Annotated in this window: 24 protein-coding genes; 4 read left to right on the top strand and 20 right to left on the bottom strand. The window is 38.8% G+C overall.

The window, feature by feature from the left end; genetic code table 11:
- Positions 1-272 precede the first annotated feature (272 nt).
- From PF027_RS04905 to PF027_RS04870, 8 genes are all read right to left on the bottom strand, one after another.
- Entirely contained in the window at positions 273-1,415 is a 1,143-nt protein-coding gene (locus PF027_RS04905) for a hypothetical protein (protein WP_270872364.1), read from the bottom strand.
- A gap of 145 nt (positions 1,416-1,560) precedes the next feature.
- Entirely contained in the window at positions 1,561-1,749 is a 189-nt protein-coding gene (locus PF027_RS04900) for a hypothetical protein (RefSeq protein ID WP_270872363.1), read from the bottom strand.
- A 21-nt stretch (positions 1,750-1,770) separates the two neighbouring features.
- Complete coding sequence (locus PF027_RS04895; protein ID WP_270872362.1) at positions 1,771-2,214, bottom strand: DNA double-strand break repair protein Rad50; 444 nt, start codon at positions 2,212-2,214, stop codon at positions 1,771-1,773.
- On the bottom strand, positions 2,211-4,118 hold the full coding sequence (locus PF027_RS04890) for a dynamin family protein (protein WP_270877215.1): 1,908 nt from the start codon (positions 4,116-4,118) through the stop codon (positions 2,211-2,213). The genes PF027_RS04895 and PF027_RS04890 overlap by 4 nt, the downstream gene beginning before the upstream one ends.
- 9 nt (positions 4,119-4,127) lie before the next feature.
- On the bottom strand, positions 4,128-5,885 hold the full coding sequence (locus PF027_RS04885) for a dynamin family protein (protein WP_270872360.1): 1,758 nt from the start codon (positions 5,883-5,885) through the stop codon (positions 4,128-4,130).
- Positions 5,882-7,450, bottom strand: a complete 1,569-nt coding sequence (locus tag PF027_RS04880) for a dynamin family protein (protein ID WP_270872359.1) — start codon at positions 7,448-7,450, stop codon at positions 5,882-5,884. The genes PF027_RS04885 and PF027_RS04880 overlap by 4 nt, the downstream gene beginning before the upstream one ends.
- Positions 7,451-7,847: 397 nt before the next feature.
- Entirely contained in the window at positions 7,848-8,156 is a 309-nt protein-coding gene (locus tag PF027_RS04875) for a heat shock protein transcriptional repressor HspR (RefSeq protein ID WP_270859439.1), read from the bottom strand.
- Between the two features lie 9 nt (positions 8,157-8,165).
- Positions 8,166-9,053, bottom strand: coding sequence for a DnaJ C-terminal domain-containing protein (locus tag PF027_RS04870; protein WP_270872358.1), 888 nt, complete (start codon positions 9,051-9,053; stop codon positions 8,166-8,168).
- A gap of 166 nt (positions 9,054-9,219) precedes the next feature.
- On the opposite strand from PF027_RS04870, the gene PF027_RS04865 reads away from it, so the two are divergent.
- Positions 9,220-10,632 (top strand): DegQ family serine endoprotease, encoded by a 1,413-nt coding sequence (locus PF027_RS04865; RefSeq protein WP_270862406.1) that lies wholly within the window; start codon positions 9,220-9,222, stop codon positions 10,630-10,632.
- A gap of 113 nt (positions 10,633-10,745) precedes the next feature.
- On the opposite strand, the gene PF027_RS04860 is transcribed toward PF027_RS04865, so the two are convergent.
- Together PF027_RS04860 and PF027_RS04855 are read right to left on the bottom strand one after the other, a co-directional pair.
- Complete coding sequence (locus PF027_RS04860; protein WP_270872357.1) at positions 10,746-11,711, bottom strand: methionine ABC transporter ATP-binding protein; 966 nt, start codon at positions 11,709-11,711, stop codon at positions 10,746-10,748.
- Positions 11,712-11,757: 46 nt separating this feature from the next.
- Positions 11,758-13,389: a cation:proton antiporter domain-containing protein gene (locus tag PF027_RS04855; RefSeq protein WP_270872356.1), complete on the bottom strand. Its 1,632-nt coding sequence runs from the start codon at positions 13,387-13,389 to the stop codon at positions 11,758-11,760.
- Between the two features lie 168 nt (positions 13,390-13,557).
- On the opposite strand from PF027_RS04855, the gene PF027_RS04850 reads away from it, so the two are divergent.
- From PF027_RS04850 to PF027_RS04840, 3 genes are all read left to right on the top strand, one after another.
- On the top strand, positions 13,558-16,176 hold the full coding sequence (locus tag PF027_RS04850) for a valine--tRNA ligase (RefSeq protein ID WP_270876280.1): 2,619 nt from the start codon (positions 13,558-13,560) through the stop codon (positions 16,174-16,176).
- Between the two features lie 42 nt (positions 16,177-16,218).
- Positions 16,219-16,587: a DMT family protein gene (locus tag PF027_RS04845; RefSeq protein ID WP_270864912.1), complete on the top strand. Its 369-nt coding sequence runs from the start codon at positions 16,219-16,221 to the stop codon at positions 16,585-16,587.
- 116 nt (positions 16,588-16,703) lie between these two features.
- Complete coding sequence (locus tag PF027_RS04840; protein WP_270872354.1) at positions 16,704-17,687, top strand: diaminopimelate dehydrogenase; 984 nt, start codon at positions 16,704-16,706, stop codon at positions 17,685-17,687.
- A gap of 92 nt (positions 17,688-17,779) precedes the next feature.
- On the opposite strand, the gene PF027_RS04835 is transcribed toward PF027_RS04840, so the two are convergent.
- The 10 genes from PF027_RS04835 to PF027_RS04790 all read right to left on the bottom strand — a co-directional run bounded on the left by PF027_RS04835 (position 17,780) and on the right by PF027_RS04790 (position 25,789).
- Entirely contained in the window at positions 17,780-18,208 is a 429-nt protein-coding gene (locus tag PF027_RS04835) for a hypothetical protein (RefSeq protein ID WP_270862413.1), read from the bottom strand.
- Entirely contained in the window at positions 18,205-18,852 is a 648-nt protein-coding gene (locus tag PF027_RS04830; RefSeq protein WP_270872353.1) for a YggS family pyridoxal phosphate-dependent enzyme, read from the bottom strand. The genes PF027_RS04835 and PF027_RS04830 overlap by 4 nt, the downstream gene beginning before the upstream one ends.
- On the bottom strand, positions 18,849-19,967 hold the full coding sequence (rseP, locus tag PF027_RS04825) for an RIP metalloprotease RseP (protein WP_270872352.1): 1,119 nt from the start codon (positions 19,965-19,967) through the stop codon (positions 18,849-18,851). The genes PF027_RS04830 and rseP overlap by 4 nt, the downstream gene beginning before the upstream one ends.
- 3 nt (positions 19,968-19,970) lie before the next feature.
- The gene (gene pgsA, locus PF027_RS04820; RefSeq protein WP_270859450.1) at positions 19,971-20,543 is read right to left on the bottom strand and encodes a CDP-diacylglycerol--glycerol-3-phosphate 3-phosphatidyltransferase; all 573 of its coding nucleotides are present in this window, start codon (positions 20,541-20,543) and stop codon (positions 19,971-19,973) included.
- Positions 20,544-20,557: 14 nt separating this feature from the next.
- The gene (locus PF027_RS04815; protein WP_270864481.1) at positions 20,558-21,346 is read right to left on the bottom strand and encodes an enoyl-ACP reductase; all 789 of its coding nucleotides are present in this window, start codon (positions 21,344-21,346) and stop codon (positions 20,558-20,560) included.
- Complete coding sequence (gene dapA / locus PF027_RS04810) at positions 21,346-22,242, bottom strand: 4-hydroxy-tetrahydrodipicolinate synthase (RefSeq protein WP_270859452.1); 897 nt, start codon at positions 22,240-22,242, stop codon at positions 21,346-21,348. Before dapA ends, PF027_RS04815 begins: the two co-directional genes overlap by 1 nt.
- Positions 22,235-23,488 carry a M16 family metallopeptidase gene (locus PF027_RS04805; protein WP_270872351.1) on the bottom strand — a complete coding sequence of 418 codons (1,254 nt, stop codon included), beginning with the start codon at positions 23,486-23,488 and terminating at the stop codon, positions 22,235-22,237. Before PF027_RS04805 ends, dapA begins: the two co-directional genes overlap by 8 nt.
- A gap of 7 nt (positions 23,489-23,495) precedes the next feature.
- Complete coding sequence (locus PF027_RS04800) at positions 23,496-24,554, bottom strand: quinone-dependent dihydroorotate dehydrogenase (RefSeq protein ID WP_270872350.1); 1,059 nt, start codon at positions 24,552-24,554, stop codon at positions 23,496-23,498.
- A 498-nt stretch (positions 24,555-25,052) separates the two neighbouring features.
- Positions 25,053-25,496 (bottom strand): hypothetical protein, encoded by a 444-nt coding sequence (locus tag PF027_RS04795; RefSeq protein ID WP_270871762.1) that lies wholly within the window; start codon positions 25,494-25,496, stop codon positions 25,053-25,055.
- On the bottom strand, positions 25,493-25,789 hold the full coding sequence (locus tag PF027_RS04790) for an AtpZ/AtpI family protein (RefSeq protein ID WP_270866191.1): 297 nt from the start codon (positions 25,787-25,789) through the stop codon (positions 25,493-25,495). The genes PF027_RS04795 and PF027_RS04790 overlap by 4 nt, the downstream gene beginning before the upstream one ends.
- Positions 25,790-25,800 lie beyond the last annotated feature (11 nt).

Here is a 25,800-nt window from a genome sequence, read left to right as displayed (position 1 = left end):
CGCACCGGTTTGATTTAGATAAATTTTAAAATTTAGAAAATTTTATGAGCCTTTGTTTCATGCAATATGAGCTTTGATTTTGAGCGTGGTTCGCTTGTATTTAAAATGCATCATTTCGCAATTCATTGTCAAATTTTATCTCATCGCAAATCGCAGGGATAAACTCCTTGAATTTTCATCAAATAAGCCAAATTTACTATCTTTTTTCACGAGCAAAATAAGAGTTTTTGCTAGTTTTATCTTTGTCGTAGTGACATAGCCGTTTTTGGTTTTTAAATTATCATCTGCTCGACTTCAAATTTTTCGATTTTATTTATAAAATCGCGTAAAATCTCAATACCCTTTGGTCTTAATTTTCTGCACATTTTGATGATTTCATTTAGTTCAAACGAATTATGGCTATAATAACTAATATAGCCCCCATACAATATAGATCCAATGTCTGATTTTTCTTTGAATTCAGGCATTTCAAATCCACAAAAGGCAATTTGTTTAATCTCATCATCATTGTTCCTATCACTTTGTAGATACAGGCTTAAATTTATCGAATTTTGTAAAGCCTTTTTAAAAAACTCCAAAATAATAAATTTATCTTTCTCGTGATTGATTGATATATACTTTTGATCGACTAATAAATTTTTAAAAAAAGGATAATACTGCAAAATCAAATCGCAGAAAATTTCGTGACAAATAATGCTAAATTTTATACTATATAAAAATTCTTTTGTAAAAATATCGTTTGATGAAGTATCTTTTGAGGGGGTGTTTGGGTTTTGTAAATTTTCACAAAGGGCTTTAAATTTTTCATTTTCGATTTGCAATTCTTTTGCTTTATTATTTATTATCGGCACTATTTTTTCGTCAAAAACAGCTTCATTTTCAGATAGATACCAAGTATCATTTAATACAAAATCCAAAAGCCATTTGTAGTTTTCATCTGGAATTTGCCTTTGAAAAATATCTTTAAATACTTCCCACTCAATTAGGTGGCGACCATTTTGCAAATATATCTCTTTAATTTCGCTTTTTATCTTAGTAAAATCTAGCGAATTTAAGGCTTTTAAAAATTCGTCGGTTATATCGCTTAAAGAGTATAGTTTCAAAAGATAATTATCTAATTTTTCTTTGAATTTTTCAGCTGTTATTGGTTTTAGCAGAAGTCCTCTAAAAAGCGGCACTGCTCTTGGACTAAAATTAGTATAATAATACAAATTCATATATTTGCTGATGAAATTTATTCTTTGCGAATTTAAAAGGACAAAATAATTCAAAATCGCATCATCAATATATTCTAATCCGCAAATATCTACTTTTTTTAAAAGATTTTTATTTATGGCGTAAATTTTGCTTTTTTCTATCTCATCTACCAAAAGATAAATCCCCACATATTTGTAAGGCAAATTTAATGAATTCATTTTTTTTGCTCCTTTTTATCTCTTAATCCGTAAAATTTGGCTAGTTTCATTTGTGATCCTTTTGGGTGGTTTCTATCAAATATCTATTTGGGTTATTGTTAAATTTTCTACTTGGGACATATTTGCCTATCACAAAATCATACGATTATCTTGGTCGCATGCTTATCTGTCTGCCTTTTTCATCGTAAGTGTAAATGCTGGTTTTGCTAGCTAGTGTTACGCTACTGGCTGTAAAGCCAAGAAGCGTAACGCCAACCGCATTTCTACTGAAAAGCAACTTCGAGCCGTTATACACAAAAAGTGTCGAGCCTTTTATTATCGCTAGGGTTATCATTTTAATCCTTTGTTTAACTCTCTATCTTATTGGTTTGATTTTCTCGCAAATTTCGGCTATTTCGTTATCGAATTTTTCTTTTAGAAATTCGATATATCTATCATAAGTATCGAAATTTTCAAATTTATTCCAACTTCTCATTTCATCTTTTAACTCATCGGCTCTGCCTGTAAATTTCGTCCAGTCGATAAACGGACTCTTGCTAGTTTTGGCAAATTTTGGGAAAAAAGCCTTTATTCTTTCATCATCGATATTGTTATTTCTAGCAAATATACTAAGTTTATCGCAGAAATATTCGGTTTTGAATTTCTCTTTTAGCTCCCATAAATTCGAAGCTACTACTGGCTTTTCGTTTGAAATTTTTGGTTTTGCATTTGCTGACTTGTCTTTCATTTTAGCAAAATAAAAAACCACTCCCACTACAACTGCTGCAACGAGAATTTTTTCAACACTTATTTCACTCATCTTATCTCCTTTAAAATTTGATTTTTGAACTCTGAAATTCTTTTGATTTCACCTTCTAAACCCTCGATTTCTTTTTTAATCTCATCTATTTCGCTTTGAGATTTTTTACCCTTGTTTTCTATATCGTTTATAATATCTTGATTGTAGTCGATTACAGTTTTAAGGGCACTTTCCACAGCTGAGATAAATTCATTTCGAACCGTTCCTATCGCAAGAGAAATCTTGTTATCTTCGCCATATAGATTTGCGTATGATTCGTATATAAAGTCCTTTATTTCGCCTTTTATCGCACTTTTTGTTTTTTGTGAATCTCTTTTAGAAAACCACCAGCGATCCCAAAATATAGTAGCATCTTTTCTTATCTTCTTAAAGTCGTCTTTGTTATAATCAAATTCTAAAATTTTATCTATAATGCCGTAAATTCCATAGGTTTCAAATTTAATGGCATTTTCTATCACGGATTTGTTAAAAGCCTGATAAGAATCCATTTTTTCAGTGATATTTATAACCTGCGTTTCTAATTCTTGTTTGATTTTTTCCATACATTTTACGACTTTATCTTGCACGATTTCGCTATTGCTCTCTATGATATTTTTTAAATCCCAAACGGCATTATTTAGCAAATCATCGGTATTTTTATAGCTTTCGATTTTGTTTTGCAAATCATTTTGCGTCCTTTCTCTTAGCTTTCTAATCTCGCTTTTTAGCTCTCTCATATCAGTTGCAAATTTTTCGTTAATCTCGTTTTTGCTATTTTCTGTAATCTTTAAAATATCGTTTCTTGCTTTTTCTAGCCCTTTTCTTTGTTTATTTATCTCTTCCACAGTTTTGCTATTAGCCGAAATTTGCTCAGTTTTTTTATCTATTTGGGTTTTGGCAAATAAAATTCTCTCTTCAAGGTTGTTTTTTATAAAATCCTCGTGAGATTTTAAAATACTATCTCCCTTATTTTCGATAAGTTTTTTGCCGATTTTATCCCTTAGTTCGTCTATGCCATCAGCCTCGATAGCTCTGCCTAGATACCACTTTTCATCATCGCTTAAAGCCTTTCCTTGCTTTTGTTTTTCTTTTAAAATATGGCTAAATGCACTAGCTAGGACAAATTCACTTTTATCATTAAAAATTCTTGTGTTTAGATTTTTATCATCTTTTAGTCTTTCTATCAAGGTAGAAATTTCGTTTTTATCCACTGTGTCGATTTTATTTATGGCGATTATTCGTTTATCTGCTTCTATGCCGATTAGGTATTTATCCATAAATTTTATATCATTTTCGTCCATAGCCCGTCCTGCGTAGCTGACATAAATCACAGCGTCAGCCTTAGCTATCCATTCAAGCGTCATTTGTGAGCGAAATTGATTTGTATCGTTGGTGCCCGGAGTATCTACGATAACCAAATCTTTTAAAATTTCATTTGGATAATAGATCAAAACTTTTTTGGTGATAGCCAAATACTTGCCACCCTTTGCGGCGTATTCTTTGGCGTTTTCTATGCTATCGGTTTTTTCGCCACCAAGTAATTGTAAGATGCTTTTATCTATTAATTCATCTTGGATATTTTCCCAAATTTCTTTGTCTTTTTCTAGCTCGTTGAATTCGCTCTGTGTATAAAAAACTGCTTTTAGATAAGGCTTTTGACTATATCTAATTTCGGTGATTTTAGCTGTATGTGGAGTAGCATCACTTGGCAGAATATCGTCTTTAAAAATAGCATTTAAAAGCGTTGATTTTCCAGCTTTTATTTGACCGGCGACTGCTAGAACAAATTCGTTATTTTGTAATGAATTTTCGCGCTCTTTTATATTTTCGATACTTAGTCTTTCGTAAAAAAGCTCCCTAAATTCACTTATCCTAGCATAAGCTTTTAGAATTTTTTCTTTTTTGATTTGGTAGTTTTCAAGCATTTTTAATCCTTATCTTGTAATTGCTTTAAATTTATAATCTTTCATAAATTCGTTAATCTTATCTATGGTTTTTCGATATAAGTCTTTGCTGAAATCGTTATTTAAATTTCCATGATAGTTTGCATCGTTTAATGTATCATTTATATATCCACAAAAATCATCAAAACCTTCGTTGTATAATAAATTGCATAAAGTTCCTCTGCGATCTGTTCGTGCTTTTACCAATTCTTTTAATGTTTCTTTATTTTTAGCCCACTCTTCATATCTGCAAACCACTTGCCATTGCGGACTGTTTTCGTTTAATAATTCTTGATAGCAGTAACTTGTAAATCGTTTGATAGCTTCATTTGCTATATTTATCGCTATCTCTTTCCATTCGCTTAAAAACTCTTCTTCGCTGCTTTCATTTTCAAATTCTTTGTATAAATCACAAAACAATAAAAGTATCTCATTTGCCAAAGTTTCAGCGGTATTTTCTTGCATTGTAGATACAAAATCATCGTAATTTTTTATAACAAAATATAGGTCGTGATAATATTCATTTGTAAATTCTTTTTCTATTTCATTTGCACCAGAACTTCCAGCAATAGAACCAAGTACGCCACCAATCATAGCGCCAAGTAAATTTCCTACACCAGGGATAAAAGAACCAGCAGTCGCACCAGCCATAGCACCAGCAAAAGCTCCGCCCCCGCTTCCTGCTATTTCACCGATACCACTAGTTTTTTTCTCAGAACTTTGTAATAAAACTTCTTTTAGATTATTACTTAAAGTTTGTCTTATGGCATTTTCATACTTTGAACGAATAAATTTAAAATCTTCTATTTTTATATTAAATTCAAACTTCGTAGCCTTTTCTAGGTGGTTTTTTGTTTCAAAAATCACATTTTCAAATTCTCTATAAAATTCAATCTTTTCATTTTTAAATTTTTCTTTTAAAATTTCATCTTTTTGTTTGCTAAGAGTATTTAAGATAGATATGATTTGATTTTTGCTATCCAAAAATTTTTCACTATCCAAAGCTGAATATACAAAACAATCATCTACGAAATCATACTTTTGCAAAATACTTTGTTTTATCTTTTCTCTTTCGCTAGGTGCTTTTGTATCGGCTTTGTTTAGGATAATGTGCCATTTTAAATTTGGATTTTCTTTTTGAATCTCTTTGCATTTATTTAGCAATGCGCTATTTATATCGCCTTGATTTATATCGACTACAAGAAGTGCAATGTCAGATTTTTTTGCTTCATTGAGTGTAACTGTTTCGTCATTGCTGTTTTGTGAGTTTGAAAATCCGGGAGTATCTAGCAAGGCGATATTTTGCAAGAGCCTAAATGGGTAACCATATTCAATTTGATATGTTTTGGTTTGTTCCATATCTTTTGCGTGTCTGACTGTTTTTTCATACTCATCTTGCGAAATTTCTTTATCATTTAGCACGATAGAAACTGTATCTGCATAAACAAATCTCGTAATAGAGCTAGTAGTAGCTCCAAGTGCGACGGGGCACACGCTTTCGCCTAAGATAGAATTTATAAAGCTAGATTTGCCCGAGCTAAAATCCCCGATAACACAAACCCAAACTTTTTCAACGCTGTTAGAATTTACAACTTCTTTTGCCACCAGCTCTTTTGATTTGTTTTCATAAATTTTCAAATTCGCTTTTATGTTTTCATCGTCATCGATACCGTGGTCGTTCGAAATATCATGCAAAAAGGCATAAATATCCATAAATTTTTCAAATTCATCATTTAGCGTAACTTTCATTTTCTTATCTCATTTATTAAATTTTCAATATCATCTAAAATTTCATTTTTTATCGCTTCCATAGCGTTTGCGTTTTCTTTTCGTTGGTTGATAATGTCGTTCGCACTGTCGTATTTCTCATCTAGTTCGGTTTGAAATTTAGAGAAAATATTTTCATTGGCAAAGTTTTTAGCTGTTTGTTTTAACATTTCTTTTAGCGATGAAGCGATGAAATCTTGAATTTCATCAGGGCTTGTGGTCAGCATAGATGTAAATTTATCACCAAGATATGGCAAAGCTTTACTTGCATGTTTTATGATTGTTGTAAATGATTTGACATACGGGTGAATGTTGCCGATAGTATTATCTGCAACATTTGCTAGATGTGGAGCTAATTGGCAAAATGTATTTACGGCAAACGACGCAAACTTACCTTTATTTAGCAAGGCTTCAACTTCATTTATAATAACGGTGCTGACGAAATTCGAATTGATATTTATGTCCTTAAAATACTCTTTTAACATTTGCCCGATTGTATTTATGACAAGATTTTTAAATGAATCCAAATCTCTATTTTGTAAATACTCAATGCTTTGAGCTGATACAGCGTCTATAACTGGGTATTTCGAATAAACAAAATCTTCAAGTCTAGCTAGTTCTTTATTTTTAGTATCTTCGATAATTGCGATTTCGTTTTTGATATTTTCGCTTTTTTGAATCAACTCATCATCGCTGGTATCGATATTTTCGGTTCTATCTTTTAAAATTTCCACCAAGCGCTTTTTATATTCTTGTGTTAGTTTTGCAATTTTTTTGTCTTGTATAGTGGTGAAATTCTTATAAAATTCATCCTTGATAAGAGCGAAAAACTCGGTATTTTCACCTTTGGCTGAGGTTAAAACGACCTTTTGTTCTAAATTTGGAATTTTAAATTTGCCTTTATTTTCAAGCTCTTTAAGCTGGTTGATAACCGCCTTTTTTACAGCGTTGCATTCACTAGGGGATTTTAAATCGCTTTTAGTCAGTGCAAATATAAGATTATCGGCTATTTCGTTGGCGTTTAGGCTTACAAAGTCTAAAATCGATTTTGTAAGGCTTCCTTGATTTATATCTTGACAAATCACAGCACAATCTAAATTAGGTAAATACCCAAATGTAATATCCAAGTCCATGTCGTCCAAGCTTGAAATGCCCGGAGTATCGATAAACTCAAATTCGTTATTTAAAATATCGCTATCGATTTCAAGTCGAACAAAAAGCTCTCTTTCGCCATCGCCAAGTTGATAGCTTTCGAATTTTGATTTTGAAATTTCTTCATATTCGCCATTTTGCTTGATATAGTAGTTTTCGCTAGGGACAAATCCAGCCGAAGCTTTTTTATCAAATAAAATATGAGTAATCGCCTTTGTCGTTGGTTTTAATGCAGTTTGCAATAAATCTCTTTTTAAAAGCGAATTTATCAAACTTGATTTTCCGCTTGAAAATTCGCCCAAAAATCCAACTTGAATCAAACTTTTGCAATCTTGCTCATATCGCTCAGCTACGCCGTCAATGCCATATTTTTCACAAATTTCTCGAATTTGCATAGTGTATCCTTTGTATTGAGATTAAATTTATTTTCAAATTTGTGTAAAAAGAGAATTTTTTAGTATATGAATTTATAAATTCAAAACATAAAAAGAAAATATTAAATTTTATTGTGTGGTGTAAATTTAAAAATGTGAATAAAACTAAATTTATAAAGTAAATAAAAATGCAAAACCAAAGAGATTTACTCTCTCTCTCTCTCTCTGATACGGTTGTTTAGCGTATTTTGCATTTTGGATTTCCTAATGAAAATTATAAGATTGTCATTGTATTAAAAAAAATATAAATATTAGCTTGATAATTTTCAAATTCAAATTTTTGTGGCTAAATTTATTTTATTTTTTTATCATTACATAAAATAAATATTGCATTTATGGGTTTTTATTTTTCAAATTTTCAAATCTCCCCGCCGAGTTCTAAGATTTTGCTGCGCAAAATTTCAATCTCTTTTTCGTATTCGCTGATTTGATCTTGCAGTCTAAAAATCACATCCACGCCCGCTAAATTCACGCCGAGCTCCTTTGTGAGATTTACTATCATACGGATTTTATCCATATCGCGCGCCGAATACAGCCTCATTTTGCCGTCCGTTCTACCCGGCTTGACTAGCCCCTCGCGCTCGTATTGGCGCAGGGTTTGGGGGTGGATATCTAGCACCTTGGCTACGATTGAGATTAGATAAACCGGCTCGTCATAATCGTGCATATTTTCTCCTTATAATTTTTCTAGCACTTCGCGCGCTTCATCGCTTAGGCTATCGGCGTCTGGTAGCGTGATATTTACCACGGCGTAAAGGTCGCCTAAAATTTTGGTTTTGCGGTTTTGCACGCCATAGCCTTTGAGGCGGTATTTTTGGCCGTTTTTGGTGTTTTTGCTGATTTTAATCGTGGCTGTTTTTTTGGGTGTGGCGACCTCGATTTTGCCACCAAAAAGCGCAGTTTTTAGCGGGACATCGATTTTTTTGCTCAAATCATCGCCGTTGCGCTCATACTCAGCGCTTGGCGAAATTTTAATCTCCAAAATCAAATCCCCGCTTTGCTCGCCGTTTGAGTTGCCTTTACCCCTAATGCGCAGTTTCTCGCCTGTGTTGATCCCTGCTGGGATTTTGAATTTCACATTTTCGCCACCTAAATTTATACTCATTTCTCCGCCATTTATCGCGGTGTCAAAGGGGATTTCGATCGCGCTGTGTTTGTCTAAATCCGCGCCAAATCCACCACTAAACCCAGCGCCGAATCCAAACGGATTAAACCCGCCACCAAAATCAAAGCCCCCGCGTGAGCCCTTTGCGCCAGAAAATCCGCCAAAAATGCTGTTTAAAATGTCGTTTAAATCGCCCATGCCAGCCGAACCCTTGGCGAAATCGTGGAAATTTTGGCCACCAAACATAGAATCTCCGTATTGGTCATACTGAGCGCGTTTTTTCTCATCGCTTAAAATTTCATACGCTGCGTTGATTTCTTTGAATTTTTCCTCTGCGCCGGGGTCTTTGTTGATATCTGGGTGATACTTTCTAGCGAGCCTGCGATAGGCTTTTTTAATCTCGTCAGCACTGGCAGATTTGCTAATGCCGAGAGTCTCATAAAGGCTAGAATTTGCCATTTTACCTTCCTTTTTTGTCTAAATTTTATATTGATTATATCATAAAAGTTTAGTCTATGTCAATCAAGTTTAATATATTTTGTTTATAAATCTTGTAATTACATTAAACAAATATTAGCCCTAGAAATTTATAATTGCACGAAAATTTTATTCAAAAGGAATTTAAATGAAAAAAACCATTTTGCTATCTTTGGCACTTAGCGCTTCGCTTTTTGGCGCGAATATCGATATCAGCGAGGCTGGGGCGAAATTTGATCGTGTAAATCCTGAGTTTAGCAAGGATGTCGTTCTCTCATACCACAGCTCGATTGCCGAGGCGAAAAAATCTGTCGTAAATATCTCGACCAAATCAAAACACAAAGTCGCAAACAACCCAATGGCGGAGATGTTTAACGATCCGTTTTTTAAGCAATTTTTCGATTTTAACCTGCCTAGACAAGAGCGCGAGGTCAGCTCTTTGGGATCGGGCGTGATTATCTCAGATGACGGATATATCGTCACAAACAACCATGTCGTCGAAAATGCCGATGAAATCGTAGTTACGCTGCTCGATAATGACAAAGAGTATAAAGCCAAGGTCGTAGGAACGGATTCAAAAACCGATTTGGCGATTATCAAAATCGAGGAAAAAAGGCTATCCGCGATTAAATTTGCTGATTCGTCAAAGGCTGTGGAGGGCGATATAGTGTTTGCTATCGGAAATCCTTTTGGCGTGGGTGGCACGATTACGCAAGGAATCGTCTCTGCGCTAAATAAAAACAATATCGGGCTTAATCAATACGAAAATTTTATCCAAACAGACGCTTCGATAAATCCGGGCAACTCAGGCGGTGCGCTAGTCGATAGCCGTGGTGCGCTCATTGGCATAAATTCGGCGATTTTAAGCAGAAGTGGCGGAAATAACGGCATAGGATTTGCAATCCCGTCAAATATGGTCAAAGATATCGCCAAAAAGCTCATTAGCGACGGCAAAATCGAGCGCGGATATATCGGCGTAACGATTAGCGATATGTCAAAAGAGCAAAAAGAGATTTACAATAGCAAAGAAGGTGCGCTGATTTCGAGCGTAGAAGAGGGCTTGCCAGCGGATAAAGCGGGCATTAAAAGGGGCGATTTGATTATAAAAGTCGATGATAAACCTGTCAAAAACGCAAACGAGCTTAAAAATTTGGTCGGCTCGATGAATCCGGGTAGCAAGGTCGAAATCGAGTTTGAGCGCGACGGCAAAAACCAAAAAGTAACCCTCAAACTAGATAGTATGGATAAATCATCTAACGCCGGCAGCTCAAATGTCGATGAGGGCGCATTAGAGGGACTTAGCCTTAAAAACCTAGATGATGAAATTCGCTCAAAATATGCGCTAAATAAAGATCTAAAAGGTGCAATCGTAACAAATGTAAAAGCTGATTCAAAAGCGAGCGAGTATGGGTTTAGAAAGGGCGATATTATTATCCAAATCGGTCAAAACGATGTCGAAAATATCGATGATTTTAACAAATATATCAAAGCCTACAAAGGCAAAAAAGTCCTAGTTTGGGTTATTAGAAACGGTATCCCACAAGGGCTAGTAATCCGCTAAATTTGGTAAATTTGGCAGGGCTTAGGCTTTGCCAAATTTCACTTGGCGAAGTCAAATTTCAAACGACTTCGCCGATTTTATTTTTAATTTTAATTATAATTTTTTGGGAAAAATTATTTTTTCTCCACGACCTCGTAAATCACGCCCTTTTCGCTGATATATTTCTCCACGGCTTCGAGTTGGGTTGGTAGGACATTTATCACGAGCGAGCCCACGACGCTTTTATCCAGGCGCTCTAACTTACCCCAGACGATATTAAAATTTATGCCAAGCTCGTGCGCCATGTGCGTGATAATGCTATCAAACGCGACATCTGGCGGGAAAAACAGCCTTACATTTATATTATTTGGCGGTAGCACTTCCTCTTCGCCTAGGAATTCCTTCATGTGCTCATCAGGGTGCAAAAACAGCTCCACGATATCGCCAGAGCCCACGACGACGCCGTGTTTTAGGAGCATGGCGCGGTTGGCTATGCTTTTGACGACCTCCATTTCGTGCGTTACCAAAATTATCGTAATGCCAAGCGAGCGGTTGATTTCTTTAAGCAAATTTAAAATTTGCGTCGTTGTGTTTGGATCGAGCGCTGAGGTCGCCTCGTCGCTAAGTAAAATTTGCGGTTTTAGCGCCAATGCCCTTGCAATGGCTACTCTTTGCTTCTGACCGCCGCTAAGCTCGCTAGGATAGGCGTTTGCTTTGTCTTTGAGGCCGACTAGAACGAGTAGTTCGGCCACGCGCTCTTTGATATATCCTTCCTCAAATTTCCAAAACCTAAGCGGTGTGGCGACATTTTCGGCGACCGTTTTTCGGCTCATCAGCGCGAAATGTTGAAAAATCATACCGATATTTTTGCGAAATTCGCGCACTTCATCGCCTTTTAAATCCGCCACCTCTTTGCCGGCGACTTTTAGACTGCCGCTTTGGTAATTTTCTAGTCCGTTTATACAGCGAAGTAGGGTGCTTTTGCCTGCGCCACTTTGTCCTACGATAGCGAAAATTTCGCCTTTTTTGATCTCGGCGCTGACACCTTTTATGATTTCGGATTTTCCGAAACTTTTATGCAAATTTTCGATTTTTATCACTAAATTTCCTTTATTTTTTCTATATTCTACTTAAATTTTTAAAATTTTAGCTTTGTAATTTTTGTCTTAACGCCTCTTGCAAAAGTGAGCCAGCCAGCATACGCTCTTCCTTCATAAATATAAAATTCTCGCCGAATTCGCCCTCTAATTCGACCTTGCGATACGGCCCTGAATACATCACAATGATTTTTGCGCTTAAATTTTCCTTATTTAGCATATTTGTAACGATATCGAGTTTTTCTTGGTTTGTGAGCGTTAGGATTATCACAGATGCCTGACGCAGGCTAAATTCGTCGATGACGCTTTTTTGCATCATATTTGCAAAATGCACATTTTCTCCGCGCGATTTACCAAGATCCACAAGCTCCAAATCGCTTTCAGCCACGATATATGGCAGACCATTATCGCGTAGTCTAAGCAGTATTTCTTGTCCTACTCTGCCGTATCCAACGATGACAAAATGGTTTTTCATAGGCGAAATTTTGACCTTATGCACCTCGTCTTCGAGTTTTTCGACATTTGATTCGAAGCGGTTTGCGATGCGGTTTAGGTTTTTTAGGATAAATGGTGTCAAAATCATCGTCGCCACAACGATAGCGATTAGAATTTGAGCGTTTTCTTTGTTTATTAAATTTTTGGAGATTAAAAGTGCGAAAATCGCTAGGGCAAATTCGCCGATTTGCGCCAGAGATAGGGCTGATTTGAGCGCGATTCTTTTGTGAGTTGATATGATGAGTATCGCATATACAATACCTGCTTTTAACGCCATTATAATGATAATTCCTAGTAAAATCACGCCGTAGTGGTTGGCGATAATGTCAAATTTAATCTGAATTCCGATTGTGATAAAAAAAAGTCCTAGCAAAATATCTCTGAGCGAACTCATACCTGCGGCGATTTCGCGCTTGTATTCGGTTTCGGCAATCAGCATGCCAGCGATAAATGCGCCCAGCGTGTAGCTAAATCCAAACACATGAGCCAAAAAGCTAGCACCGATTACCACGAATAAAACCGTGGCGATGAAAATTTCTTTGGAATTTAGCTTTGTAACATAGCCTAGCAGGGTGTTTAGCAGGAATTTGCCGATTAAAAAAAGCGATATAATCACAATCGCCGCGCTTATGGCTGTGCGCAAAACCAGCTCATTTACGGGCGTGCTATCTGTGGAGGCAAAAATATCAATCATAAGCAAAATCGGAATTACAGCCAAATCTTGGAAAAGCAAAATTCCAAGCACCTTTCTTCCGTGATTGCGATTTATTTCGCCAGAGTCATTTAGGCTTTTTAGCACGATAGCAGTCGAGCTTAAAGATAGCGCAAGACCGATAATAATGGCGGTTTTGATATTTTCGCTTAAAACTTGATCTATTATGAGAGTGAGTATCAGCCCAGTGCCTGCAACCTGCAAAAATCCGTTGAAAAAAACATCTTTTTTCATACTCATCAAGTGCTTGAAGCTAAACTCTAATCCTATGCTAAACATCAGAAAAACCACGCCAAATTCGGCGATTTGCGACATATACATACTCTCGTCGCGTGTGAGACTATAAATCTGCGTGAAGCACACACCTGCGACGATATATCCGATAATGCTAGGGATTTCAAAAACTTTAAAAACTATGTTTAGAACGATTGCAAGTGCAGTAATCGTCAAAAATAGCTCGATAGCAAAATCCATTTGCAACCTTTCTGGGGAAAATTTTAAATCTTTGATTTTACTAAAATTTTGCTTAAAATATCGCAAATTTAGGGCAAATTTGGCGATAAAATTTCGAATTTTAACTGGTTTTTAGTGAAATTTAACTATAATCATCAGTTTTTAAAATCAAATAAAAAGGCAGTTAAAATGGCAGATTTTTACAATCCAAAAGAAGTTGAAGAAAAATTTTATAAAATTTGGGAAGAACGCGGTTATTTCGAGATCGACGGCAACAAAAATATCCAAGAAAAGGGCAAAACATTTTGCATTATGATGCCACCGCCAAATGTAACGGGCGTTTTGCACATAGGACACTCTCTTACTTGCACCTTGCAAGATATTATGACTCGTTATAAACGCATGGACGGATACAAAGCACTGTATCAACCAGGGCTTGATCACGCAGGAATCGCCACTCAAAATGTCGTCGAACGCGAACTTTTAGCCAAAGGCATAAAAAAAGAAGAAATCGGCAGGGAAGAGTTTTTAAAACATGTTTGGAAATGGAAAGAGCAAAGCGGCGGCACGATAGTTCGACAAATCCGCCGTCTTGGCGTGGGTCCAGCGTGGAGTAGAGAGAGATTTACCATGGACGACGGGCTTAAAAACGCCGTGCGAAAAGCATTTGTGAATTTATACGAAAAAGGGCTTATTGTTCGCGGAAATTATATGGTGAATTGGTGCACTCACGACGGCGCACTTAGCGATGTCGAAGTCGAACACAAGGCAAATAAAGGCAAACTTTACTATGTGCGATATTATTTGGACGGCGAAAAAGATAAATTTATAGTTGTGGCTACAACGCGTCCTGAAACATATTTCGGCGACACTGCTGTAATGGTAAATCCAAACGATGAACGCTATAAAAATTTAATCGGAAAATTTGTAGAACTCCCTATTATAGGGAGAAAAATCAAAATCATCGCCGACGAGCATGTCGATATGGCTTTTGGAACAGGCTGCGTAAAAGTAACACCAGCGCATGATCAAAACGACTACGAAGTCGGCAATCGCCACGATTTGGAATTTATCACAATCTTCGATGAAAAGGGAATTTTAAACGAATATTGTGGCGAATTTGCTGGACTTGAACGCCTTGAAGCCAGAGATAAAATCGTCGCAAAGCTTGATGAGCTGGGCTTTATCGAAAAAATCGAAGATTACGAAAATCAAGTCGGGTATTGCTACCGCTGTAAAAATGTCGTCGAGCCCTATATTTCAAAGCAATGGTTTGTGAAATCTGACATCGCTAAAAATGCCATAAAAATGGTAAATGACGGCGGAGCTGAGTTTTTCCCAGCGCACTGGATAAATAGCTTCAATGCGTGGATGAGAGAGCTAAAAGACTGGTGCATTAGCCGTCAGCTTTGGTGGGGACACCGAATCCCTGTGTTTTACTGCGAGTGCGGACACGAGTGGGCGGACGAGTGCGAAAACCCTAGCAAATGCCCAAAATGCGGTAGTGCGAAATTCACGCAAGACCCGGATGTCCTTGATACTTGGTTTTCTAGCGGCTTGTGGCCGATTTCCACACTTGGCTGGGGCAATGGCGACGCGCTAAAAGATGAAAAATGGCATGAGAGCGATTTGAAAGAGTTTTATCCAAATACTATGCTGATTACGGGCTTTGACATACTTTTCTTTTGGGTTGCAAGAATGTTTTTCCAATGCGAAAACGCTACTGCCAAATTGCCGTTTAAAGATGTCTATCTTCACGCCCTAGTTAAGGACAAAGACGGCAAAAAAATGAGTAAATCAAGCAAAAATATCGTCGATCCGCTTGATAAAATCGATGAATACTCAGCCGACATTTTGCGTTTTACGCTGACCGTTTTGTGCGTGCAGGGACGGGATCTGCGCCTAAGCGACGATAAGCTTTTGATTTATAGAAATTTCGTAAATAAACTTTACAATGCGAGTAAATTTTTGCTTTTAAATTCAAGCAAATTTGATGATTTGGTTGAGAGCGAAATTAAAACCGAGCTTGGAGAATATATGCTAAGCCGTTTTAAAGCGTGTGTAAATTCGGTCAGGGCGAATCTCGACGCGTATCGCTTCAACGACGCTGCGACTGATTTGTATAAGTTTTTTTGGGACGAATTTTGCGACTGGGGGATTGAGCTAAGCAAAGCAAACAAAGCCGCAATCCCTGAGCTTGGTATGATTTTTAAAGAAGCTTTGAAGCTTCTTAGCCCATTTATGCCGTTTATCAGCGAATATCTTTACCACGAGCTTAGCGGGACTTCGTTGGAGAGCGGAGAATCCGTAACCATGATGAGATACCCAAAAACTTCGGCGCAAAACGAAGGGATCGAAAAGCTTTTTGAGCGCGTGATTGAAGCGATTGTGAGCATTCGCCGTGCAAAAGCGACGATCGATCTAGGAAATGCAAAAATCGCAAAGGCTTTTGTGCTAAGCTCATTTGATTTAAGCGGGGCAAAAGATTATATCAAAACACTTGCCAAATGCGATGAAATCGAGTTTGTAAGCGCTCCTGTGGCAAATGCCGTGCGTGATGTGAGCGCGAATTTAGAAAGCTTTGTCGCGCTTGAAGGCGTGGATTTAAGCCCTATCATAAATCGCCTGAATTCGCAAAAAACCAAGCTTGAAAAAGAGATTAACAAGCTAGAAAATATGCTAGGAAATGAGAAATTTATGGCATCGGCCCCAGCTAGCGTCATCGAAACAAATCGCAATGGCTTAGCAAACGCAAAAGAACAATTTAGCAAAGTTTGCGGGGAACTCGCAAATTTGGGAGTGAAGTGAAAAATGCGAAAGAGTATAAAATTAAAAATTTAGGCAGATAAAATGAAACCATACTACACCATAATTTTACTGATTTTTTCAAATGTTTTGATGACGATTGCGTGGTATGCGCACTTGAAATTTACCAAAATCCCGTTTTTTAGCAACCTTGGGCTTTTTGGGATTATTCTCTTTGGCTGGTGCGTGGCGTTTTTCGAGTATTGCCTGCTCATACCAGCCAACAAATACGGCTACATCGGCAACGGCGGTTCGTTTGACATTTGGCAGCTCAAAGTCCTGCAAGAAGTCATCACACTTAGCGTTTTTAGCGTGTTTGCACTGCTGATTTTCAAAAGCGAAGCCTTTCGCATAAACCACATTATAAGCTTTGTTTTCCTAGTTTTGGCTGTGTATTTTATGTTTAAAAAATAGGAAATTTTATGATATTTTTTGGTTTTTCAAAACGATTTTGGCGATTTGAGATGGTGCCGTGAAAGCCCAAAAATAGGCAAAATTCAGAAATAAAATTTAATAAAAAGGATAAAAAAATGAGTAAAATCAAAGTAGGAATTTTAGGTTATGGAAATTTAGGTCGTGGCGTGGAACTTGCCGTGCGAAACACAAGCGACATGGAAGTTTTCGGCGTTTTTTCTAGGCGTGAGCCAGCTAGCGTGAAAACCTGCGGCGCGAGTGTTTATAGCATAGATGAAATATTAAATTTCAAAGGCAAATTCGATGTTTTGGTGCTTTGCGGTGGCTCGGCGACCGATTTGCCGACTCAAACGCCAGAATTTGCCAAAAACTTCTGCGTTGTCGATAGTTTCGATACACACGCCAAAATCCCTGAACACTTTGCAAATGTCGATAAGGCAGCCAAAGGCGGCGGAAATGTCGGCATTATCGCTATTGGCTGGGATCCGGGTCTGTTTTCGCTAAATCGCCTTGTGGGCGAAAGTGTGCTAGAAAACGGCGAGAGCTACACATTTTGGGGCAAAGGCGTGAGCCAAGGACATTCTGACGCTATCCGCCGAATCAAAGGCGTAGTCGATGCTAGACAATACACTGTGCCGATAGAAAGTGCGTTGGCTAGTGTCAGAGCCGGAGAAAATCCAAATTTAAGCACGAGAGAAAAGCATTTGCGTGAGTGTTTCGTGGTCGCCGAAGATGGCGCTGATAAAGCAAAAATCGAAAACGAAATCAAAACAATGCCAAATTATTTCGCTGATTACGATACGACCGTGCATTTTATCGACCTTGAAACGCTAAAACGCGAACACGGCGGAATCCCGCATGGTGGCTTCGTGCTAAGAAGCGGTAGCACAGGCGAACACGGCGAGACAAAACATTTAATCGAATTTAGCCTAAAACTCGATTCAAACCCTGAATTCACAGCTAGCGTGCTAGTGGCTTACGCAAGAGCGGCGTATAGATTACATAAGGACGGCAAAAGCGGTGCGTTTAGCATTTTTGACATCGCACCAGCTCTAATCTCGCCAAAAACCCCCGAGCAACTCAGAAAAGAGATTTTGTAAATTTACTTACCGTGTGAAATGCCGAATTTGGCAAATTTGCACGGCGAAATTCGTTTTTTCACAAACACTAGCCAAATTTGCAGAATTTTGTTTTAAATATTCGAATTTTGGATAGATTTTTTGCTAGAAAGTATTTTTAGGCTAATTCTGCCAAGCAGATCCAAAAAGAATATATAGATGACAATTGGCACCGCTAAGAGCCAAAATCCAGCATAAACTAGCCAAAAGTTAAAAACCGAAATTGCCTTGAAAATCTCGATTCGGACGATAGTGCCTTCGTATCCGTTAGAAGGCCACGGCATCCCCCAGATATTCGCCAATGTTGCAAGATTTGCCAAAATCAAAAAAAATAACGCGAAGTAGCGTTTTTGCAAGATTTGAAATTTATACGCAATCGCTATAAATAGGGCGCAAGCTAGAATATTAAAAAGCAAAATTTCAAAGCAGATGAACAAATTATCATGGGCTGGAAACGCTATACAGCAAATGCCTAGCAAAAATATTACGATATCGTTTTTCATCGATACAAAATTCGTCCTAAACGCACCATATTTGACCCGCATTTTATGGCTAATTCGAAGTCATCGCTCATGCCCATTGAGCAGATTTTTGCGCCGTGTGGATGCAAATTTTCAAAAATTTTGTAAGTGGTTTCAAAGCTTTTTTGTATTTCGCGCTCATCGTTCGAGTGTGCGCCGATACTCATCACACCGCATAAATTTAGATTTTCGCAACTCTCTTTTATTTGCAAAAACTCATCAATCGCGCGCGAAATTTCAAGCCCGCTTTTGCTACTTTCGTTAGCTGAGTTTATCTCCAAAAGCGTATCTAGCGTGAAATTTAGCCGTTTATTCACAGCAGTAGCAAGCTCAAAAGAGTTGCAACTTTGCCACAAGCACGGGCGTAAGGAGAGCAAATGATTTATTTTATTGCTTTGAAGCGAGCCGATGAAGTGCCATTTTAGGGGCAGGTTGCTTAAAATTTCGCATTTTCGTTTCATCTCTTGGACACGGTTTTCGCCAAATTCGATTTGCCCCTGCGAGTAGAGATTTTGCACTGCGTCAGTATCTACATTTTTGCTCACAGCGATTAGACGGACGCTGTCCCAAATTCCAGCCGAAATTCTAGCGTTTTGGATACGCTCTAAAATTTGCGCTAGATTCATTGATAAAATCCTAGCATGCGCGCGAAGTCATTTACTATCGTAAAAATCATTAGCATTGCCAAAATCGCGATTCCAGCGTAGCTAGCGCCGATGAAAACCTTCTCTGGCACTGGGCGGCGAAACACAAGCTCGATTAGATTAAACAAAATATGTCCGCCATCAAGAGCCGGGATTGGGAAGAGATTTATTATGCCCAAATTCACAGAAATCAGCGCGACAAGGAGCAAAACTACCGAAGCTCCGTAGCTTACGGCCTTAGTCGTGATATCGGTGATAGCGACGATTCCGCCCATTTCCTTAGGAGATACGACGCCCGAGACTAGTTTTTCGAGCCCCACCAAGATGATTTTGCTCGATTGGATTGTCTCATCTAGCGCAAAACTTAGCGAGCTAGCGCCCGTGTGATAGAGCGTGATATATTTGGGTTCTTTTCCAGGAGAAATTCCGATTAGCGGGGTTTGGATACGCTCTCGCCAAATGTTTAGTTTCTCGCCCATTTTTGGGGTTAAATTTAGGTTTTTGATTTCGCCTGCGCGCTTGATTTGCAGGTTTAAATCCCCGGCTACGACATTTTTAGAGATATCGTCCCACTCCCTGATTTGCGCGCCATTTATTGATAAAATTTCATCGCCAACCATGATTCCAGCACTTTGTGCGGCTGAGTTTTCGCTAACTGCGCCTACGATTGGCGCGATACGCTCTACGCCGATATAGCCTAGGCTAATGTAGATTAAAAACGCCAAAATTATATTAAATGCAGGCCCAGCCACAAGTATGGCAATGCGCGCTAGCGGGCCTTTGGTGTTGTAGCTATCGGGGTCGAAATTTTTCGCACTTGGGTCTAAATCCTCTTGGCCTTTTAGGCTGACATATCCGCCAAGCGGGATTGCGCTTATGCAATACTGTGTCGCGCCGATTTGTTTGGTGTAAATTTTCTCGCCAAAGCCCACGCTAAATACATTTACGCCCACGCCAAGCAGGCGCGCAACGCTAAAATGGCCAAGCTCGTGGAAAAATATCAAAAAGCTAATGGCTAAAATCGTTACGAAAAAATGCAACCCGTAAAAATACAATCCACAAAGCAAAATTCCTATGGTTAAAAGTATGCTTTTCAAACATCACTCCGTTGCTTTTGCATTTTTTTTGTGATTTTTAGCATAAGCTAAAATGTATTCTAGTCCCGAATACAGCGTGAGTGCCACTGCGAGCCATAGCAAGAAATTTCCGCCACTCCACTGCATTGTCAAAAATCCTATGGCAAACATTTGCGACACCGTTTTTACCTTGCCCGCCATTGAGGCTGAGACGCTGATATTTTCGCTCACCATAACCGTGCGAAAACCTGTGATAAAAAACTCGCGGATTAGGATTAGATACACAGCCCATGGGCTCGCTCTATCAATATACATAAGCCCTAAAAATCCAGCCAAGGTTAGCATTTTATCAGCCAGAGGATCGATGATACCGCCAAATTTGGTGATTTGATTCCAGCTTCTAGCGATAAATCCGTCGAAAAAGTCCGTCACGGAGGCGATTACGAAGGTTAGGGCGGCGAAGTAGTTTATCCAGCTGACATGCACCGCGCCAACCATACCGCTACTATCGGCATTGCCAGCCAGCAAAATGAGATAAAAAAACAAAGGTGCTAGTAAAACCCTAAAAATTGCTAATATATTTGGTAAATTCCACATATTTTTTCCAAATTTTATTTAAAAGTCGTTCCGCCATCGACGATAAATGTATGACCTGTAACCCAACTAGCCTTGCTCGAACACAAAAACAGGCACGCACCTGCTAAATCTGTCGGCTGTCCCATGCGATTAAGTGGGCTTAGCTCGGCTGTTTTGTCGCGCACTTCTTCATAATTCGTAAAAGCTCTTAGCGCGTCTGTTTCGATTGGTCCGCCACTTACGACATTTACGCGGATATTTTTCTCGCCAAGCTCGGTTGCAGCGTATCTTGCCATAGCCTCAACTGCCGCTTTTGCAGTGCCGTGTCCTGAGTAATGCTCGATATAGACTAAATTTCCAGTCGAACTTAGGCTGATTATACTGCCACCGCCTACCTTTTCCATGCGTTTGGCTGCTTCTTGCGAGCCCACGACAAAGGCATTTACGGTCGCGGTAAAGATATTGTTAATCCCGCGTGGTTTTAGTTTCATAAATTTAGTGTATCCACCAGCCACCGCACGACCCGAAATAATGGCATTTGAGATGAAAAAATCCACTCTATCAAAATCCGCATCGATCTTTTCAAATAGCTCTTTGTAGGTCTCTGGCTCTAAGATATTTAAGCCGTACGCCCTTGCTTTAATGCCAAATTCCTTCTCTAACTCCGCTGCTTGGGTTTTGGCTAACTCTTCGTTTGAGTTGTAGGTAAAGGCGACATTTACGCCAACTTTGGCGAATTCCAAAACAATCGCGCGACCGATTCCACGCGTTCCACCGCTGATTACTAGGGTTTTTCCTTTAAATTCGTTGATAGTTTCTATCATTAAAATCCTTTGATATTGTATTGTTTCATAACAGCTTCAATTTTAGCTAAATTTTCCTTGCTAGGCTCGCAAAGTGGCAAGCGATACTCCAAAGCTGGCATTAGCCCAGCGATATACATTGCCGCTTTTATCGGGATTGGGTTGCTTTCGCAAAAGAGAATTTTATTTATTGCATACAAATCATCATTAATCTCTTTTGCCTTGATATAATCGCTATTTAGTCCGAAATTTACGAGCTTTGAAATATAATCAGGCAATAAATTTGCAGTTACGGAGATGACGCCCTTTCCGCCGTTTGATAGGATAGGGTAGTTTATCGCGTCCTCGCCACTAATCACGCTTAGTTTCGGCTCATGCGCTAGCAAATCTACGCATTTATCGATACTGCCACTTGCCTCTTTTACGCCATAAATGTTGTCGCAGTCGTTAAAAAGCTTGATTATGGTTTCTGTGTCGATATTACACCCTGTTCTACCCGGGACATTGTATAAAAGCACTGGAATTTCGATAGAGTTTGCAATCTCTTTGTAGTGCAGATACAAGCCTTTTTGGGTCGGTTTGTTGTAGTATGGCGCGACAGAGAGTATTCCATCGGCCCCATGTGCTTGCGCAAATTTGGCTAAATCCACAGCCTCGTGCGTGGCGTTTGAGCCGGCACCCGCTAGGACTTTGACGCCTGTGTTTTTGCAGGTATCGACTGCGATTTCTATGCAGACTTTGTGCTCATCGTGGGTCAATGTGGCGCTCTCGCCTGTGGTGCCGACAGGGACTAGGACATTTATGCCGTTATCGATTTGGCGTTTTATGAGTTTGGCGTAGGTTTGCTCGTCAAGTTTGCCATCTTTAAACGGTGTGATTAATGCGGTCATTGAACCGATAATTACATTTTTATTCATCGTTTTCCTTTCGTAAAATCAATGTGGTTGAATTTTTAAATTTGAGATATTTTTTCATAGTTTCGTTTAAATTTTGCGCTGAGATGTTTTCGATATCGCTTTGGAGTCTAAACAGCGCGTCCAAATCGCCTCTGATGATATATGAGCCATAAATGCTAGCCACCTTGCTAGCGCTATCCATGGAGTAAATTAGGCTTGATTTGGCTGAATTTTTGAGTTTTGTGATTTCATCATCGCTGATTTGAGAATTTTTGGCATTTTCTAGGATAGCAAAAATTTCATCTCTTAGCCTCTCGCCAGCGACCCCAGCGTTGCAAACGCCGAAAATTATCATTAAATTTTCATGTTTGCTGGCTAGATTATAGACATCGATTTGATTGGCTAGCTTTTTCTCATCGACTAAAATTCGTTGCAAAAGCGAGCTTTTCATACCGCCAAGATAGTCGCAAAGAGCGTTTATGCTGGCTGCGTCAGTGTGGTTAAACGGCGGGATTTTAAAGGCGGTTGCCACGATTTGGACATGAGAGTCTTTGTGTATGAGATTAAATCTAGCGCCGTCTTGCTCTGGTTCTGGCGCGCAAACATGCGATTTTTCGCAGCGATTTTTGATATGCGAAAAGCTCTTTTTTGCTAGCTCAAACGCATTATTTTCGTCGATATCGCCACTGATTAGAAGTGCCGCGTTGTTTGGATTATAAAATTTAGCGTGAAATTCCCTGATATCCTCGATTTTCCAGCCCTCTATATCGCTTCTAAATCCAATCGGCGTCCAGTGATATGGGTGATAAACAAAGGCGCTGTTATACAGCCTAAAAAACAGATACCCAAACGGATCGTTATCTGTGCGCCAAAGCCTCTCTTCTAAAACCACATTTCGCTCTGGCAAAAACTCGCTCTCTTCGAGCTTTAAATTTTCCATGATATCTGCGTATAAATCGAGGCAGGTGGCTAGATTCGAGCGCTCGCATTTGATGAAATAGTGCGTGAAATCAAAGCCTGTGCTTGCGTTATTCACGCCACCAAAACCTTTTACAATGGCGTCAAATTCGCCAGCTTTGCGGTTTTTGGTGGATTTGAAATTTAGGTGTTCGAGCATGTGGGCTATGCCACTTTTGCCCATGACTTCGTCCTTTGAGCCCACATCGTAAAATAGATCGACGCTGATGACATCGCTACCTAAATTTACCGGTATGTGATAGACGGCTAAGCCGTTTTCTAGCGTGATTTTATTGAATTTTGCAAACATAAAAACCTCATTTTTTTAAATTTAAACCGATTGCTTCTGTGATATTTGAAAGGCCGTCTTGGCGCAAGAGTGAAGCTAACTCGGAGTTGATATTATAGGCTATTTTAGGGCCTTTGAAAATAAAACTTGTGAAAATTTGCACTAGGCTCGCGCCGTCTTTTATGCGGGTGTATGCTTCGGTAGCGCTATCGATACCACCGCAGCTAATCAGCACTGCTTTGCCAAATAGCTCTTTTGCGACAGCGCGAAATAGTTCGCGCGATTTTTGCGTAATTAACCTGCCGCTAATTCCGCCAAAATCCCTTGCTTTGGGCGTTAGCGAGTAATCAATGCTAGTGTTATTTACTAGCAAGGCATCTGCCCCAGCCTCTATGGCGCACGAGCATAGCGACACGGCCTTTTGCGCGCTCATATCGGGGGCGATTTTTAAAATTATTGGTTTTTTGGTAATGCCTCTCATCATAGATAAAATTTCTTTTATGAAACTTTCGTCTTGCAAAGCGCGCAAATTTGGCGTATTTGGCGAGCTAATGTTGATTTCAAAAATATCGCAAAGACCCTCAAATTTGCGAGTTAAAATTTCATAATCGCTTAGAGCGTTTTCGTTTGGCGTGATTTTGTTTTTGCCAATGTTTGCGACAAGCGGAAATTTGGCTGGGTAAATTTTGCGCACGCGATTTGCGATAGCCTCGGCACCCTCGTTGTTAAAGCCCATTGCGTTTTGGATACTTTCCTCTTCGACTAGGCGGAAAAGGCGCGGTTTGGCGTTGCCAGGTTGGGGTTTTGGTGTAAATGTCCCAAACTCAGCATGCCCGAATCCAAGGGCGTAAAGTGGGGCTAGCATGGTTGCGTTTTTGTCAAATCCACCGGCGATTCCAAGCGGATTTTCGAAATTTAACCCCCAGATTTTTTGATTTAGAATTTCATCTTTAAAGGTTGTATTTTTGGCTAAAATTTCCAGTCCAAACGGAACTACACTTAGTGTGCGAAGCCCCAATTCTGCGATATGGTGTGCAGTTTCTGGCTGAAATTTAAAAAATATTTTTTTTAGCGTGTTGTAATCCATAAAATTCCTTTTCAAAACTCATCATTTTAGCGAAATTTGAATTAATAATTCTTTATATTTTTAGCCAAATTTGTGTAGTTTTGATTGTTTTTGTTTTTTAAAATTTCGGGTCAGTAATTTTGCAAATTTAGCGGCGGGAATTTTAAATTCGTAGATTGCTTCGATTTACTTCGTAAATCTTGCAATGACAGATTAGGCAAAATTTACGCTAGGTTTGTCATTGCGAGCTTTCGCAGAAAGCGAAGCAATCCAGAAAATTTAAATTCAAATTTCAAACTAAATTTAGCATTGAACGATTTTTTGAATTTAACCTGCGCCGTGAAATTCTCTGTAAGGGGGAGGGCGCGCTTTTTAGGAGACGCTACCCTCCCCCTTACCAACCCCCACCCCTGTAAAACCTTAGAAGTGGCTAAATTTAGAAAAACTTCGTTTTTCTAAATTTAGCTGGGTTTATTTTACTGAAATGCTTCGCATTTCTTTGCAATTGTAGAGTAAAATTCACTCTTTATTACAAAATGCAAAAACGAGCGTGCCTAGTGGGATTACGCTTACGCCAAGCATTAGTGCAAGCGGGTTTAAAAGTCCAAATTTAGCCAAAAGCCAAATTCCAAAAATTAGCGCAGCGTAAGATAAAATTTTAAATGGTGAAAAAAACGCGGTGGTAAAATTTGATTTGACCGCGCTTTTTTTGGGCTCGGCTAAATTTTCATCATCAAATTCATCATTAGCGATTTTGTCATATTTGCCAGAGCGAATTTCATCTTCGAGGCGCAGTGCGTAGGCTCTGTGCGAAAAAAACACAACCGCAAGCGAGCAGAAAAATCCGAGTTGCGAACTAGCGAAAAATGGGGCAAATTTCGCCCCAAAAGCGCAAAGCAAACCCCCAAGCGCAAGGACTAGAAAATCAAAAATCAAGTAGATTTTTAAAATTTCTTTTTTCACTCTTTTTCGTCCCAATCATCATCGTCGAAATTCTCTTTTGCGGCCTTGTATTTGGGATCGTCTTCGAGCTCTTTGAGACTTTCGTTTAGCCCCTTAAACGCCTTATAGACATTTAAAAACGCCGCAGCTATACCAAAGCACACGCAAACCCAAAAAACGATTAACGAGCCGGTTAGGGATTTGAGCCATAGCCCAAGTCCCACGCCAATGGCGATTGCGACGACTATCGAAATCCCAAGGCTCACATCGTATGCGATCGGGACGACCTTGTGCAGGTTTTTTGTGTATTTCATAATCTCGCCTT

The sequence above is a fragment of the Campylobacter sp. VBCF_01 NA2 genome (assembly GCF_027797205.1).
In the GTDB taxonomy this organism is placed as follows: Bacteria; Campylobacterota; Campylobacteria; order Campylobacterales; family Campylobacteraceae; genus Campylobacter_B.
Note: the sequence above shows the minus strand (reverse complement) of the source record. Positions and strands in the feature narration are given on the sequence as shown.